The following is a 14,642-nucleotide window of genomic DNA, read 5'->3' as shown; positions in this document are numbered from 1 at the left end:
GGTCCAGGGCGAGGCGGGACACGCGAAGTGCAGGACGAGGTCGAACGGGCGGGCAGGGACCGCCGGACCGCCGGGTCGGTGGCGTCGCCGTGGATGCAGCGGAATCCGGGCCACCGCTCCAGTTCGGCGACGTTCGCGCGGGATCCGGTGCCCAGGTTGTCCAGGCACACGACGTGCGTGCCGCCGCGGAGCAGGCGTGCGTACAGGTGGGATCCCACGAATCCGGCACCGCCGGTCACCAGGGCCCGGCGCCAGGCAGGTCCGTTCACGGCCCTCTCCTCCCGTCGTTCGGCTCTCGGGTACGCACAGGCGCGTGCAACCAGGCGGACGGCCGGAAACCTATGAACACCGCGTATACATGCTGTGTACAGTCCCGGCATGCCTTCTCCGGCCAAGAAGACGAAGAAAACGGGGACCGTGTTGCGCACCGCTGGAACGCTCGCGGCGGCCGCCGCCCTCACACTCGCCCTGAGCGGCTGCTCCGGCACCGGCACCACGGCATCATCCTGCTGCACGACCTCCACGACGGCACGGTCCCGGCCGTGCCGGGGATGATCGCCGCGCTGAAGGCACACGGGTACGTGTTCGTGACGGCGCCTCAGCCGCTGGCGCCGGCCAGGGCTGAACCGGGCGAGGTGTACCGGTGGCCCCGTGCCGCGAGGGGAAGTCGGGGTGAGCCCGGCTGGGCCGAGTGGGTGAGCCTTACACCGAACGTCCGCCGCACTGCTCGGATTCCCTACCATCGACCCGTGGCGACCATCCAGCTCGAACGCACCCCTCCGCTCCCCCTCGACGAGGCCTGGCGGCGGATCACGCTATGGCGGCGGCACGGAGACGTGGTGCCGCTGACACGGGTCCGCGTGGAGCCGTCCGCACCGACGCGCGAGGGCACGCGCGTCGTGGCCCGGTCGGGGATCGGGCCGCTCGCCTTCGACGACCCGATGGAGGTCACCGTGTGGCGGCCTCCGCGGGACGGAGAACCGGGGATGTGCCGGCTGGAGAAGCGGGGCAGGGTGGTGCGGGGCTGGGCGGAGCTGGAGGTGCTGCCCGGGCCGGGCGGCCGTGCGCGGGTGCTCTGGCGGGAGGAGATCCGGGTCCCCCTCGTGCCGTCGTTCCTCGACGGCGTGGTCCGGGCGTCGGCGCGGTACGTGTTCGGGCGGGCGCTGAACCACCTGCTCAGGCAGGCCTGATCCGAGTTCGCCGGCGGGGACGGACGGCCGGCCCTCAGGCCACCGACCCGATCCGCCCCGCCGTCGGCTCCCCCGGCTCGTGGTGGATCGGCGTGTGCGCCCCGGTCAGCGGGACCCCGCTCCCCCCGCGCCGCACGGCGACGATCTCCGAGGCGATCGACAACGCCGTCTCCTCGGGCGTACGGGCGCCCAGGTCCAGCCCGATCGGCGAGCGCAGCCGGCTGAGCTCCAGCTCGGTGAGGCCGGCGTCGCGCAGGCGGGCCAGGCGGTCCAGGTGGGTGCGCCGGGAGCCCATGGCACCGACGTAGGCCACCGGCAGGCGCAGCGCCAGTTCCAGCAGGGGGACGTCGAACTTGGCGTCGTGGGTGAGCACGCACAGGACCGTGCGTGCGTCGACCTCCGTGCGCTCCAGGTAGCGGTGGGGCCACTCGACGACGATCTCGTCGGCGTCGGGGAAGCGGGCCCGGGTGGCGAAGACGGGCCGGGCGTCGCACACCGTGACGTGGTAGCCGAGGAAGCCGCCGACGCGGACCAGTGCGGAGGCGAAGTCGATCGCACCGAAGACGATCATGCGGGGCGGCGGCACCGAGGACTCGACGAGGACCGTCAGCGGGGCTCCGCAGCGGGAGCCCTGTTCACCGATCTCCAGGGTGCCGGTGCGGCCGGCGTCCAGGAGGGCCCCCGCCTCGGCGGCGACGGTGCGGTCCAGTTCCGGGTGGGCGCCGAAGCCGCCCTCGTGGGAGCCGTCGGGGCGCACCAGCAGGGCCCGGCCGGTCAGTTCGCGCGGGCCCGAGACGATCCGGGCCACCGCCGCCGCCTCTCCTCGGGCGGCGGCGGTGAGGGCACGGGCGGCCACCGGCCGGACCGGATCGGCGGCCCGGACCGGGGTGACCAGGACGTCGATGACGCCGCCGCAGGTCAGGCCCACGGCGAAGGCGTCGTCGTCGCTGTAGCCGAAGCGCTCCAGGACGGTCTCGCCGTCCCGCAGCGCCTGCTCGCACAGCTCGTAGACCGCGCCCTCGACGCAGCCGCCGGAGACCGAGCCGACGGCCGTGCCGTCGGTGTCCACCGCGAGCGCGGCGCCTGGTTGCCGGGGCGCGCTGCCGCCGACGGCCACCACGGTGGCCACCGCGAAGTCACGGCCCTGCTCGACCCACCGGTTCAGTTCCTCGGCGATGTCCAGCATCTGTCTCGGTCTCCTTGTGGCTGCGGCGGAAGGGCTGCGGCTCGGCGTCAGTGGACGCCCAGCCAGCCCTCGATCGGGTTGAGGGCGAAGTACACGAGGAACACCGCCGTGAGGATCCACATGAAGGCGCCGATCTCGCGCCACCTGCCCTGGGCGGTCTTGATGGCGGCGTAGGAGATGACGCCCGCGGCGACACCGGTGGTGATGGTGTACGTGAAGGGCATCAGCACGACCGTGAGGAACACCGGGATGGCGGTGGCCCGGTCGGCCCAGTCCACGTGCCGGGCGTTCATCAGCATCATCGCGCCGATGACGACCAGGGCGGCGGAGGCGACCTCCTGCGGCACGATGGCGGTGAGCGGGGTGAAGAAGAGGCAGGCGGCGAAGAACAGGCCGGTGACCACGGAGGCGAGGCCCGTGCGCGCGCCCTCGCCGACGCCCGTGGCGGACTCGATGAACACGGTCTGGCCGGAGCCGCCCGAGACACCGCCGATCGCACCGCCGGCGCCGTCGATGAACAGGGCCTTGGACAGGCCCGGCATCCGGCCCTTGTCGTCGGCGAGTCTCGCCTCGGTGCCCACGCCGATGATGGTGGCCATCGCGTCGAAGAACCCGGCGAGCACCAGCGTGAAGACGATCATGCCGACGGTCATCGCGCCGACCTCGCCCCAGCCGCCGAACTCGACGTGCCCGAAGAGCGAGAAGTCGGGCATCGACACGGCGCTGCCGTGCAGTTCGGGGGCGCCGGCCGCCCACTGCCTGGGGTCGATGACGCCCGCGGTGTTGAACACCGCGGCCACGAGCGTGCCGCTGACGATGCCGATGAGGATGGCGCCCGGGACGTTCCGGGCCTGCAGCATGAAGATCAGCAGCAGGGTCCCGGCGAAGAGCAGGACGGGCCAGCCGGCGAGTTCGCCCGCCGGGCCGAGGGTGACGGGAGTGGCCTTGCCCTGGTGCACGAAGCCGGCCTTGTAGAAGCCGATGAGGGCGATGAACAGGCCGATGCCCATGGTGATGCCGTGCTTGAGGGCGAGCGGGATCGCGTTCATGATCATCTCGCGCAGGCCGGTGACGACCAGCAGCATGATGACCACGCCGTACATCACGCACATGCCCATGGCCTGCGGCCAGGTCATCTCGGGCGCGACCTGGGAGGCGAGGACCCCGGAGACGGACAGGCCCGCGGCGAGGGCCAGGGGCACCTTGCCGACGAGGCCCATCAGCAGCGTGGTGAGGGCCGCCGCGAAGGCGGTCGCGGTGATCAGGGGCTGCTGCGCGAGGGTGTCCCCGGCCACGTCCTTCCCGGAGAGGATCAGGGGGTTGAGCAGGAGGATGTACGCCATCGCCATGAAGGTCGTGATGCCGCCGCGCACCTCGCGCGCGACCGTGGACCCTCGGTGGGATATGTGGAAGTACCGGTCGAGCCAGGACCGTCCGGCCGGGACGCGGGTGCCTTCGCCCGCGTCGTCGGCTGTGGTCCTCGGCTCTACTGACTGCTGGGTCATGTGGGCCTGCTCCCAAGGTTCAAAGGGGCACCCGCGACGGCTCTCGGCGCTGTGCGGGATTTGGGATGGTGCTGTGGCCGCACGACCCGGGGGACGGCCCGAGACGAACGAGTGAGCGGGTTGTGCCTTCGGGGACCGCGAGCGGTGCGGTGCCCGGGTGCCCCGGGCGGCGCGGAGGGTGTGGACGTTCCGTCGCGCCGCCCGGAGGGTCTGGGTGCTAGCCCTGTCCGGTGAGGTGCTCGGGCCGTACCGGGGTCCGGTTCAGTTCGAGCCCGGTCGCGTTCCGGATGGCCGCGATGACCGCCGGGGTCGACGACAGGGTGGGCGCCTCCCCGATGCCGCGCAGCCCGTACGGGGCGTGGTCGTCGGCGAGTTCGAGGACGTCGACCGGGATGGTCGGCGTGTCGAGGATGGTCGGCAGCAGGTAGTCCGTGAAGGACGGGTTCCTGACCTTCGCGGTGCGGGGATCGACGACGATCTCCTCCATCACCGCGATGCCCAGGCCCTGGACGGTGCCGCCCTGGATCTGGCCGACGACGGACAGCGGGTTGAGGGCCTTGCCGACGTCCTGGGCGCAGGCCAGCTCGACCACCTTCACCAGGCCGAGTTCGGTGTCGACCTCGACGACGGCCCGGTGCGCGGCGAAGGAGTACTGCACGTGCCCGTTGCCCTGGCCGGTGCGCAGGTCGAAGGGCTCGGTCGGCCGGTGCCGCCACTCCTCCTCGACCTCCACGACCTCGCCTTCGAGGACGTCGGCCAGGTCGCCGAGGACTTCACCGCCGTCGGTGACGACCTTGCCGCCCTCCAGGAGCAGTTCGGCCGTCGCCCAGGCGGGGTGGTAGGAGCCGAACTTGCGGCGGCCGATCTCCAGCACCTTCTCGCGGACGAGCTCGCAGGCGTTCTTCACGGCGCCGCCGGTGACGTACGTCTGCCGGGAGGCCGACGTCGAGCCGGCGCTGCCCACCTGGGTGTCGGCCGGGTGGATGGTCACCTGGGTGACGCCCAGCTCGGTGCGGGCGATCTGCGCGTGCACGGTGACACCGCCCTGCCCGACCTCCGCCATGGCGGTGTGGACGGTCGCCACCGGCTCCCCGCCCCGGACCTCGATGCGGACCTTGGCGGTGGAGTAGTCGTCGAAGCCCTCGGAGAAGCCGACGTTCTTGATGCCGACGGCGTAGCCGACCCCGCGCACGACGCCTTCGCCGTGCGTGGTGTTGGACAGCCCGCCCGGCAGCTGCCGTACGTCGGCGCCCTCGCTGGACTCCCACTGGCGCTCCGGCGGCATCGGCATCGCCTTGACGCGGCGCAGCAGTTCGGCGACCGGGGCGGGTGAGTCGACCGGCTGCCCGGTCGGCATGATCGTGCCCTGCTCCATGGCGTTGAGCTGCCGGAACTCCACCGGGTCCATGCCGAGCCTCGCGGCCAGCTTGTCCATCTGCGCCTCGTAGGCGAAGCACGCCTGGACCGCGCCGAAGCCGCGCATCGCGCCGCAGGGCGGGTTGTTGGTGTAGAGGGCGATGGCCTCGATGTCGACGTCGTCGACCACGTACGGGCCGACCGACAGCGAGGAGGCGTTGCCGACGACCGCCGGGGAGGCGGAGGCGTAGGCGCCGCCGTCGAGGACGATCCGGCACTTCATGTGGGTGAGCTTGCCGTCCTTGGTGGCCCCGTGCTCGTAGTACAGCTTGGCGGGGTGGCGGTGGACGTGCCCGAAGAAGGACTCGAAGCGGTTGTAGACGATCTTGACGGGCTTGCCGGTGCGCAGCGCGAGCAGGCAGGCGTGGATCTGCATGGACAGGTCCTCGCGGCCACCGAACGCGCCGCCCACGCCGGACAGCGTCATCCGCACCTTGTCCTCGGGCAGGCCGAGCACGGGCGCGATCTGCCGCAGGTCGCTGTGCAGCCACTGGGTGGCGATGTAGAGGTGGACGCCGCCGTCCTCCTCGGGCACGGCGAGCCCGGACTCGGGGCCGAGGAAGGCCTGGTCCTGCATGCCGAAGGTGTACTCGCCCTCGACGATCACGTCGGCCCGCTCACGGGCCCTCGCCACGTCGCCGCGCACGATCGGCTGGCGGTGGACGATGTTCGGGTGCGGGACGTGACCGCTGTGATGGTCGTCGCGGTCCTCGTGGACGAGGATCGCGTCCGGGGCGGTGGCGGAGGCCTCGTCGGTGACGACGGGCAGCTCCCGGTACTCCACCTTGATCTTCGCCGCCGCCCGGCGGGCGGTCTCCGGATGGTCGGCGGCGACGAGCGCGACGGGCTCGCCGTGATGGCGGACCTTGCCGTGGGCGAGGACCGGGGTGTCCTGGATCTCCAGGCCGTAGTTCTTCACCTCGGTCGGCAGGTCGTCGTACGTCAGGACGGCGTAGACGCCCGGCGTCGCCAGGGCCTCGCCGGTGTCGATGGAGACGATCTCGGCGTGCGCGACGGTGGAGCGCAGGATCTGGCCCCACAGCATGTCCTCGTGCCACATGTCGGACGAGTACGCGAACTCGCCGGTGACCTTGAGGACGCCGTCCGGCCGGAGCGTGGACTCGCCGATGCCGCCCTTGGTCCGGGAGCCCTGGGTGATCTTCGTGGGCGTTCCGCTGGGTGAGGCCATGGTCAGACCGCCTCTCCCTGCCGGGCGGCCGCGAGGCGGACCGCGTCCATGATCTTCTCGTAGCCGGTGCAGCGGCACAGGTTGCCCGACAGCGCCTCGCGGATGTCCGCGTCGGTCGGGTTGGGGTTGCGCTCCAGCATCTCGTCGGCGGCGACCAGCAGGCCGGGCGTGCAGAAGCCGCACTGGACGGCGCCGGCGTCGATGAACGCCTGCTGGATCGGGGAGAGTTCGGCCCCCTCGCCGGTCTGCGAGTCGGTGCCCCGGGCCTGCCACGTCCGAGCGTCCTGCAATGAGGTTCCGCACGCGCCGGAGGCGCAGCCGCCCTCGGCGCGCTGCCGGGCGTGGTCGGCGAGGCCCTCGACGGTGAGGACCTCGCGGCCCTCGGCCTGCCCGGCGGCGACCAGGCAGGCGCACACCGGCACCCCGTCCAGCCGGACCGTGCACGAGCCGCACTCGCCCTGCTCGCAGGCGTTCTTCGACCCCGGCAGTCCGAGCCGCTCCCGCAGCACGTAGAGCAGGGACTCGCCCTCCCAGACGTCGTCCGCTTCCTGCGGACGTCCGTTGACGGTGAAGTTGACGCGCATTACGCAGCTCCCTCCGTGGTGCGGCGGGTGCCGCGGTAGGACTCCCAGGTCCAGGTCAGTGTCCGGCGGGCCATCACGCCGACCGCGTGGCGGCGGTAGCTGGCGGTGCCCCGGACGTCGTCGATGGGGTTGCAGGCGGCGGAGCACAGGTCCGCGAACTGCTTGGCGACCGAGGGGGTGACGATCTTCCCGTTGTCCCAGAAGCCGCCCTCCTCCAGGGCCGCGTTCAGGAACTCCTCGGCGGCCTTCGCCCGGACGGGGGTCGGGGCGGCGGAGCCGATGCCGGTGCGCACGGTCCGGGTCTCGGGGTGCAGCGCCAGGCCGAAGGCGCACACGGCGATGACCATGGCGTTGCGGGTGCCGACCTTGGAGAACTGCTGGGGCCCGTCGGCCTTCTTGATGTGCACGGCGCGGATCAGCTCGTCGGGCTGCAGGGCGTTGCGCTTGACGCCCGTGTAGAACTCGTCGATGGGGATGCGGCGGGACCCGCGCACCGACTCGGCCTCCACCTCGGCGCCCGCGGCGAGCAGGGCGGGGTGGGCGTCACCGGCCGGGGAGGCGGTGCCGAGGTTGCCGCCGACACCGCCGCGGTTGCGGATCTGCGGGGAGGCGACCGTGTGCGAGGCGAGGGCGAGCCCCGGCAGTTCGGCGCGCAGGTGCTCCATGATCCTCGTGTAGGGCACGGAGGCACCCAGCCGCACGCTGTCCTCACCGACCTCCCACTCGCTGAGGTCGCCGATGCGGTTCAGGTCCATGAGGTACTCGGGCCGGCGGTGGTCGAAGTTGATCTCGACCATCACGTCGGTGCCACCCGCAATCGGCACAGCTGTGGGGTGCTCGGCTTTCGCGACGAGCGCCTCCTCCCAGCTGGCGGGGCGAAGGAAGTCCATGACCGGCTCTCTTCTTCGTCTTCTCGTGGGGCGTTCAGATTGAGCCAATCCGTGTGCGGCGGTCCCGGCTCGTCCTGTGCTGTTGACGCGTAGTGGCCTCAGTACACAGTGCCGTGCTCCGAAGGGGTCAGTCACGGAAACCATGAAGGAGTTGGCTGGCCAGGACGGGCATCTTGTAGATTCGTATGAACGGAGACCCTCGGAAACCTCCTCGTTCCCCTGTCGAAACACGCGACACAGCCGCGTGACCTGGGACACAGTCGGGATCCTGCTCCAGGGCGGCGCGCCTCGCCCACCGGCCCACCGGTCAGGCGTTCCCCTCCGTACATGCTTCAGATCCACCATAGATTTCGAGACACAGAACGGCGGCGACGAGAATGCGGCTGCGCGCACTGCTGGACACGGACGCGCTGGGCCTCAAGCTGCTCGGCGGCCAGGACGAGCTGGACCGCACCGTGCGCGGCGTGATGACCACCGACCTGCGCGACCCCAGCCGTTACCTCTCGGGCGGCGAGCTGGTCCTCACCGGTCTGGCCTGGCGCCGGGACGCCGCGGACTCGGAGCCGTTCGTCCGGATCCTGGTGCAGGCCGGGGTGACGGCCCTGGCCGCGGGCGAGGCCGAGCTGGGCGACGTACCGGAGGACCTGGTCGCGGCCTGCGCCCGGCATCGCCTGCCGCTGTTCGCGGTGCACGAGTCGGTGGCGTTCGCGACGATCACCGAGCACGTCGTGCGGCAGGTCTCCGGCGAGCGGGCCGGGGACCTCGCGGCGGTGGTGGACCGGCACCGCCGGATGATGACCTCGGGCCCGGCGGGCGGCGGGCCGGACGTGGTGCTGGACCTGCTCGGCTCCGACCTGGACCTGCGGGCCTGGGTGCTGTCCCCCACCGGCCGCCTCATCGCCGGCTCCGAGGCCGCGGGACCCGCCCTGCCCGCGGAGGCGTGCGGCCGGCTGGCGGGCGAGCACCTGTCGGCCACCCGCTCCGGCCGCCGCGGCCCCCACCGCGTCCTCCTGGGCTCCACCACCTACTCGCTCTTCCCGGTCCGTTCCACGGGCCGCGCCCCGCAGACCGCCCGGGACGTCCGCGAGACGGTGCTGTCCGACTGGCTGCTGGCCGTCGAGGCGGACGCCGGGGACTGGGCCGAGGAGCGCCTCGACCTGCTGTACGGCGTCACCCAGCTGATCGCCGTCGAACGGGACCGGCGCGACGCCGCCCGCACGGTCCGCCGCCGTCTCGCCCAGGAGGTCCTGGAACTGGTCCAGACGGGCGCGGCCCCCGCCGAGATCGCCGCCCGCCTGCGGGTCGCCGCCCCGGTCCTGCTGCCCGGCCTGGGCGCCGCGCCGCACTGGCAGGCGGTCGTGGCCCGGGTCGACTGGGACGGTGCCGCGATCGAGACGGGCCCGGTCGCCCAGGCCCTCCTGGAGGAGATCCTCGTCGGCCCGGAGCACTCGGACCGCATCGCCGTCGCGCACACCGGCGACGAGGCGATCGCCCTGGTCCCGCTGCCCGCCGTCGCGGTGGAGCACGACGGCTCGGAGACCGGGGTCCTGGCGGACGCGCTCCTGGAGTCGGTACGGGACCCGCTCACGGCCGGCCTCGACGGGGACGGCCGCCTCACCCTGGGCGTCAGCGCGGCGGTCCACTCGGCGGAGGGCCTGCGCGGCGCGCTGGAGGAGGCCCGCCACGCCCGGCGCGTGGCCGCGGCCCGCCCGGGCCGGGTCTGCGCCGCGGGCCACCAGGAGCTCGCCTCCCACGTCCTGCTGCTCCCCTTCGTGCCCGACGACGTCCGCCGCGCCTTCACCGCCCGCCTCCTGGACCCCCTGCGCGACTACGACCGCCGGCACCGCGCCGAACTGATCCCCACCCTGGAGGCCTTCCTCGCCTGCGACGGCTCCTGGACCCGCTGCGCCACCCGGCTGCACCTGCACGTCAACACGCTGCGCTACCGAGTCGGCCGAATCGAGCAGTTGACGAGTCGTGACCTGTCGCGCCTGGAGGACAAGCTGGACTTCTTCCTGGCCCTGCGCATGAGCTGAGACGAAGGACGTCCCGGCCCGGTCGGAGGAAGACGACTTTGTGAATTCCTTCACCCACCCTCTTGGCCCGACGCCGCGATTCGTGCTGAGATGCCGCCACGACTCAACAGCTCGATGGCGTGCTCGGGGAGGGCAACGTGGCGCATACCGCCATGTCTGGTAACGGAACGACCGCAGGTGACGATCCCCTCCAGACCGCGGTATGGCGGCTGCGCTCCCGCGGATGCTGGGCCGACGCGGCCGCACTGCTGCTGCCGACCACTCCCGCGGCGGCGCTGCAACGCGCGTCGTTGCTGGTCGAACGGTGCCTCTACACCGAGCGGGGCTGGGAGGAGGCCGAGGACGCGCTGCGCACGGCCGAGGCACTGGCCCACAGCGACGACGAGCGCGGCGCGGCCGCCTGTGAACGCGGGTACTTGGCCTACGCGTCGACGATCCTCGCGGTGCGGGACCGGGCCGACGAGGCGCGGGCCGCCCTGGGCAGGGCGGCGGCACTGGTCCCTCCGGGGGCTCCGCAGCGGGCCGTGCTGGACTTCCGCCGGGGGCTGGTGGCGGAGAACCTGACGAGCGCGCCCCAGGCGGCCCGGGCGGCCTACCGTCGCGCCCACGCGGGCGCGACGGCCCACGCCAACCCGCTGCTGCTCTCCTTCACCTGGCGCCACCTCGCCGGACTCGCCCTGCGCGACGGCGAGTTGGCCGAGGCCCGGCACGGTTTCGCCGAGTCCCTGCGCATCCGCGAGGAACTGGGCTACCTCGTGGGCACGGCCCCCGCCCTGGTGTCCCTGGCCGACGCGGAGACGGAGCCGGAGGCGTCCCGGCTCCGGGAGGAGGCCCGGCGGTTGTTCCGCCTTCTCGACGGAGTCCCCACGTGGCTGGCCCGCCGACTGACCCCGGCACCGCCGCCCGCGACGGCTTGAGGGCCTCCGGTGAGCCCCCAGGGAGGGGCGTGACTCACGGGCAAGCCACGCCGCGCCCGCACGGCACAAGGGGACGTGCCGGGGGGCCGCCCGCCCGCAGCGGCCGGCGCGTCAGCGCCAGTCAGCCGTCACTCAACTCCGTCGCGCCGATCCGAGGACGGACACTCCCCGGCGCGCCCCCGCCCCACAAAGCGGGCAGGCGCGACGCGCACCCCCACCGAACCGGCCGCGGAAAGCCGCAGGCACCCACCCACGCGGCACGAGGCCGCAGGCACCCCCACCGAACCGGCCACAGACCCCCGCAGGCACCCACCACACCACGACCCACCCGACAACCCCGCGGACCCCCACCGAACCGGCCGCGGAAAGCAGCAGGCACCCACCCACGCGGCCCGAGGCCGCAGGCACCCCCACCGAACCGGCCACAGACCCCCGCAGGCACCCCACCCCCGCGGCCTCACCCCGCGCCCGCGAAGTGCTCCCCCACCAACACCCGCACCACCTCGAGATCCCGCGCGATCAGCGCGTCCAGCAGGGCCGTGTGCTCATGCGCGTCCGCCACCAGATCGGCCCGCCCCCGCACCCCAGGACCGCCCCCGACCAGCGGCCACTGCGCCCGCCGGTGCAGATCGTCCGCGATCTTGACCAGCTGCTCGTTCCCGGCCAGGGACAGCACCGCCCGATGGAACCCCCGGTCCGCCTCCGCGTAGGTGGCACGGCAGCCGGAGGACGCCGCACGGACCGTCGCCTCGGCGACCGGCCGGAGCGCCGCCCAGCGTTCGGCCGGCACCGTACGGGCCAGCCGCAGCATCACCGGCACCTCGATCAGCGCCCGCACCTCCGCCAGCTCCGCGAGCTCCCGAACCCCCCGCCGGACGACCCGGAACCCCCGGTTCGGCACCACCTCGACGGCCCCTTCGAGGGCCAGCTGCTGCATGGCCTCCCGCACGGGCGTCGCCGACACCCCGAACCGCTCCCCGAGCACCGGCGCCGAATACACCTCCCCGGGCCGCAGGTCACCCGCCACGAGAGCGGCCCGCAGCGCGTCCAGGATCTGCCCGCGCACGGAGGCCCGCTGGACGACCGGCCGCACGGGGGGAGCGACCGGCTCGCAGTGCATGTGCTCGCCCCGCACCGGTCCGGGCTGCCGAGGCACCCGGGGGGCCTGCCCGGCCCCCGTCCCGGCGGGGCCCTGCGCGCCCTGCTTCAAGGGTCCTCCTCGGGACGTGTCGGTACTTGCGGCACTTGGGGTCATTACGGCGGCTTGTCACTCGGCCGTCAAGCACCCTAAGCGTCTCGGCCGCCAGTTCAAATCCCGAGGATCATCAGTTAGGTTAGGCTTACCTTTAGAGCCCCGCCCTCGGTGGCCTCTTCCCCCCAGACGTGGATCGGTGATCGCATGCCCGTGCCCCGTTCGGCCGTCTCCGGCGCCTACGCCCGCCTGGCCGGGGTCCTCCCGGGGCTCGCCGTCACCGAACCGGCTCCCGGTGAGCAGGCCCCTGCCGACGGCCGCCACGTCACGGCAGCGGACCTGGCCGCCGCCGGCCCCGCGCTGGACGCGTACCTCGCCTGGGACGAGGCGCAGATCCGGCGCGACTACGCCCAGCAGGCCCGCCCCGACGTCGTCGCGAGCTTCGGCCTGCACCGCTACGCCTGGCCCGCGTGCCTGCTGTTCACCGTGCCGTGGTTCCTGGAGCGCCGGGTCCCCCGCTACCCCCTGACGCACGTCTCGTACGACCGCGCCGCCCCGGGCCACCCCCTCGGGCACCTGGCCGTCCGCCCGGCCGGCTTCGCCTGCCTGCCCGGCGACGAGGCCGCCGCGCTGCCCGGCGCCCGGGTCGTCCCGGACGAGGAGGCCCTGCGCGCGGAGGTGCGGGCCGCGGTGGCCGAACACCTGGAGCCGGTCCTGGCCGGCTTCGGCCCGCGGATGCGCCGCCGCGGCCGGGCCCTGTGGGGCATGGCGACGGACGAGATCGTCGAGGGCCTGTGGTACGTCGCCCAGCTGCTCGGGGAGATCGAGGAGCGGCGCGCGATGCGCGAGCTGGAGCTGCTCCTGCCGGGCGCGACGAAGCCGTACGTCGGCACGGCGGCGTTCCGCGAGCTGACCGGGCCCGCCGGTGAGCCCCTGCGCACCCGGGACCGCGTGAGCTGCTGCATGTTCTACACGCTGCGCCCGCAGGACACCTGTGCCACCTGCCCGCGCACCTGCGACGCCGACCGGGTCACCCGGGCGCTGGCGAACGCGAGTTGACGGGCCGTCAACAACGTGACTCCGACCGTCCCGTAAGATCGTCGCGCCACGGTGTCCCCACACACCCACAGGCGCTTCACATCCTCCTCACCTGTCACGGGAACTTTCCGGAGAACCACTCGTACAGGTAGTCTTATTCGAACTCAACTCCCGCCCCTCAAGCGGCAGTTCGAGCAGAACGCCGCCCTGGGCATTTCCCTTGCACCTCCTGGGCGGCCTCTTGCCCCGAAACCCCCTGAGGGCCGTCGGGATTGGGCCACCATGGCGGGCGTCACGCCCTATCCCAATGCAAGGGACCACCCAGATGAGACTGACCGACATATCGCTGAACTGGCTGCTTCCGGGCGCCGTACTCCTCCTGGGCATGCTGGCGGCGGTGGCGGTGCTCGCGCGCGGCAAGCGTTCCTCGGTCAAGGACACGAGCGCGGACGATTCCTGGGAGCGCAGCGAGGAGCGCCGCAGACGCAAGGAAGCCCTCTACGGCACCGTTTCCTACGTCCTGCTGTTCTGCTGCGCGGCCGTCGCGGCCGCCCTCTCCTTCCACGGCCTGGTCGGCTTCGGCGAGCAGAACCTCGGCCTGACCGACGGCTGGCAGTACCTCGTCCCGTTCGGCCTGGACGGTGCCGCGATGTTCTGCTCCGTGCTCGCGGTGCGCGAGGCCAGCCACGGTGACGCCGCGCTCGGCTCCCGGATACTGGTCTGGACGTTCGCCCTCGCCGCGGCCTGGTTCAACTGGGTGCACGCGCCCCGGGGACTCGGCCACGCGGGCGCCCCCCACTTCTTCGCGGGCATGTCCCTCTCGGCGGCGGTGCTCTTCGACCGCGCGCTGAAGCAGACCCGCCGGGCCGCCCTGCGCGAGCAGGGCCTGGTGCCGCGCCCGCTGCCGCAGATCCGCATCGTGCGCTGGCTGCGGGCCCCCAGGGAGACGTACAGGGCCTGGTCGCTGATGCTGCTGGAGAACGTGCGCAGCCTGGACGAGGCGGTCGACGAGGTGCGCGACGACAAGCGCAAGAAGGACGAGGCCCGGCAGCGGCGCCGCGACCAGCAGCGGGTGGAGCGGGCTCAGCTGAAGGCGATCAGCCGCGGCCACCGCGGCTACCTCGGCCGCGGAGGCGGAGGAGAGGGCGGCAGCCGGCAGATGGAGGTGCAGGTGGAGCGCGGTTCCTCACCGGTCTCCGCGGAGCCTGCCATATCGGCGCCGGAGGCCCTGCCCGTCCGCTCGCGTCCCTCCCTTCAGCCGGTCCGCAAAGGGTCTGACCCCGTGACCGTCGACCTCACCGCGGAGGACGACACCATGGCGCTGCCGCGGCTGGACTCCCTGGAGCGCAAGCTCAAGGACCTCGAGCAGCAGTTCGGTTAGCCCGATGGGCACCGGCACACGGAGGGGGGGGGGGCGGGCGGGCCCGCCCCCCCGCGGGTGACCCCGCCCCCGCGCCCCCCCCGCAACCCCACGCCCAGACCCCACCCAGGGGGCCGCC

Annotated in this window: 11 protein-coding genes and 1 pseudogene; 5 read left to right on the top strand and 7 right to left on the bottom strand. The window is 73.1% G+C overall.

Translation table 11 applies throughout. The annotated features are described in order from the left end of the window. Positions 1-269, bottom strand: a pseudogene (locus ACFW6P_RS14540) (NAD-dependent epimerase/dehydratase family protein); the annotation flags it as partial. Between the two features lie 480 nt (positions 270-749). Between ACFW6P_RS14540 and ACFW6P_RS14535 the strand changes: the two are divergent. Further along, positions 750-1,190, top strand: a complete 441-nt coding sequence (locus ACFW6P_RS14535; RefSeq protein ID WP_386347996.1) for an SRPBCC family protein — start codon at positions 750-752, stop codon at positions 1,188-1,190. Between the two features lie 34 nt (positions 1,191-1,224). On the opposite strand, the gene ACFW6P_RS14530 is transcribed toward ACFW6P_RS14535, so the two are convergent. The 5 genes from ACFW6P_RS14530 to ACFW6P_RS14510 form a co-directional block, all read right to left on the bottom strand. Beyond that, positions 1,225-2,376 (bottom strand): XdhC family protein, encoded by a 1,152-nt coding sequence (locus ACFW6P_RS14530; protein ID WP_386423796.1) that lies wholly within the window; start codon positions 2,374-2,376, stop codon positions 1,225-1,227. 47 nt (positions 2,377-2,423) lie between these two features. Further along, on the bottom strand, positions 2,424-3,881 hold the full coding sequence (locus tag ACFW6P_RS14525; protein ID WP_386347990.1) for an NCS2 family permease: 1,458 nt from the start codon (positions 3,879-3,881) through the stop codon (positions 2,424-2,426). Positions 3,882-4,098: 217 nt separating this feature from the next. Continuing rightward, positions 4,099-6,486 (bottom strand): xanthine dehydrogenase family protein molybdopterin-binding subunit, encoded by a 2,388-nt coding sequence (locus ACFW6P_RS14520; protein WP_386347987.1) that lies wholly within the window; start codon positions 6,484-6,486, stop codon positions 4,099-4,101. 2 nt (positions 6,487-6,488) lie between these two features. Beyond that, positions 6,489-7,070 carry a (2Fe-2S)-binding protein gene (locus ACFW6P_RS14515; RefSeq protein WP_386423795.1) on the bottom strand — a complete coding sequence of 194 codons (582 nt, stop codon included), beginning with the start codon at positions 7,068-7,070 and terminating at the stop codon, positions 6,489-6,491. Next, positions 7,070-7,960: an FAD binding domain-containing protein gene (locus ACFW6P_RS14510; RefSeq protein WP_386347981.1), complete on the bottom strand. Its 891-nt coding sequence runs from the start codon at positions 7,958-7,960 to the stop codon at positions 7,070-7,072. The genes ACFW6P_RS14515 and ACFW6P_RS14510 overlap by 1 nt, the downstream gene beginning before the upstream one ends. Positions 7,961-8,337: 377 nt before the next feature. Here ACFW6P_RS14510 and ACFW6P_RS14505 point away from each other — a divergent pair, with 377 nt between their 5' ends. Further along, positions 8,338-9,996, top strand: a complete 1,659-nt coding sequence (locus ACFW6P_RS14505) for a PucR family transcriptional regulator (protein WP_386347979.1) — start codon at positions 8,338-8,340, stop codon at positions 9,994-9,996. 137 nt (positions 9,997-10,133) lie between these two features. After that, entirely contained in the window at positions 10,134-10,913 is a 780-nt protein-coding gene (locus tag ACFW6P_RS14500; RefSeq protein ID WP_386423793.1) for a hypothetical protein, read from the top strand. Positions 10,914-11,370: 457 nt separating this feature from the next. Here ACFW6P_RS14500 and ACFW6P_RS14495 read toward each other — a convergent pair whose 3' ends face one another. Further along, a complete protein-coding gene (locus ACFW6P_RS14495; RefSeq protein WP_386347974.1) occupies positions 11,371-12,123 on the bottom strand; it encodes a GntR family transcriptional regulator in 753 nt (250 codons plus the stop codon). 189 nt (positions 12,124-12,312) lie between these two features. Between ACFW6P_RS14495 and ACFW6P_RS14490 the strand changes: the two genes are divergently transcribed. After that, positions 12,313-13,164: a (2Fe-2S)-binding protein gene (locus tag ACFW6P_RS14490; RefSeq protein WP_386423791.1), complete on the top strand. Its 852-nt coding sequence runs from the start codon at positions 12,313-12,315 to the stop codon at positions 13,162-13,164. Between the two features lie 304 nt (positions 13,165-13,468). Further along, complete coding sequence (locus tag ACFW6P_RS14485) at positions 13,469-14,524, top strand: DUF2637 domain-containing protein (RefSeq protein WP_386347968.1); 1,056 nt, start codon at positions 13,469-13,471, stop codon at positions 14,522-14,524. Positions 14,525-14,642: the final 118 nt, after the last annotated feature.

The sequence above is a fragment of the Streptomyces sp. NPDC058741 genome (assembly GCF_042746715.1).
Classification (GTDB): Bacteria; Actinomycetota; Actinomycetes; order Streptomycetales; family Streptomycetaceae; genus Streptomyces.
This window is presented reverse-complemented; position numbering and strand designations above follow the sequence as displayed.

Excerpts from the sequence above, each read along its gene's own strand:
- ACFW6P_RS14490 (WP_386423791.1), top strand. The coding sequence starts at position 12,313 with ATGCCCGTGCCCCGTTCGGCCGTCTCCGGCGCCTACGCCCGCCTGGCC.
- ACFW6P_RS14530 (WP_386423796.1), bottom strand. The coding sequence starts at position 2,376 with ATGCTGGACATCGCCGAGGAACTGAACCGGTGGGTCGAGCAGGGCCGT.
- ACFW6P_RS14515 (WP_386423795.1), bottom strand. The coding sequence starts at position 7,070 with ATGCGCGTCAACTTCACCGTCAACGGACGTCCGCAGGAAGCGGACGAC.
- ACFW6P_RS14510 (WP_386347981.1), bottom strand. The coding sequence starts at position 7,960 with ATGGACTTCCTTCGCCCCGCCAGCTGGGAGGAGGCGCTCGTCGCGAAA.
- ACFW6P_RS14520 (WP_386347987.1), bottom strand. The coding sequence starts at position 6,486 with ATGGCCTCACCCAGCGGAACGCCCACGAAGATCACCCAGGGCTCCCGG.
- ACFW6P_RS14525 (WP_386347990.1), bottom strand. The coding sequence starts at position 3,881 with ATGACCCAGCAGTCAGTAGAGCCGAGGACCACAGCCGACGACGCGGGC.
- ACFW6P_RS14485 (WP_386347968.1), top strand. The coding sequence starts at position 13,469 with ATGAGACTGACCGACATATCGCTGAACTGGCTGCTTCCGGGCGCCGTA.
- ACFW6P_RS14505 (WP_386347979.1), top strand. The coding sequence starts at position 8,338 with ATGCGGCTGCGCGCACTGCTGGACACGGACGCGCTGGGCCTCAAGCTG.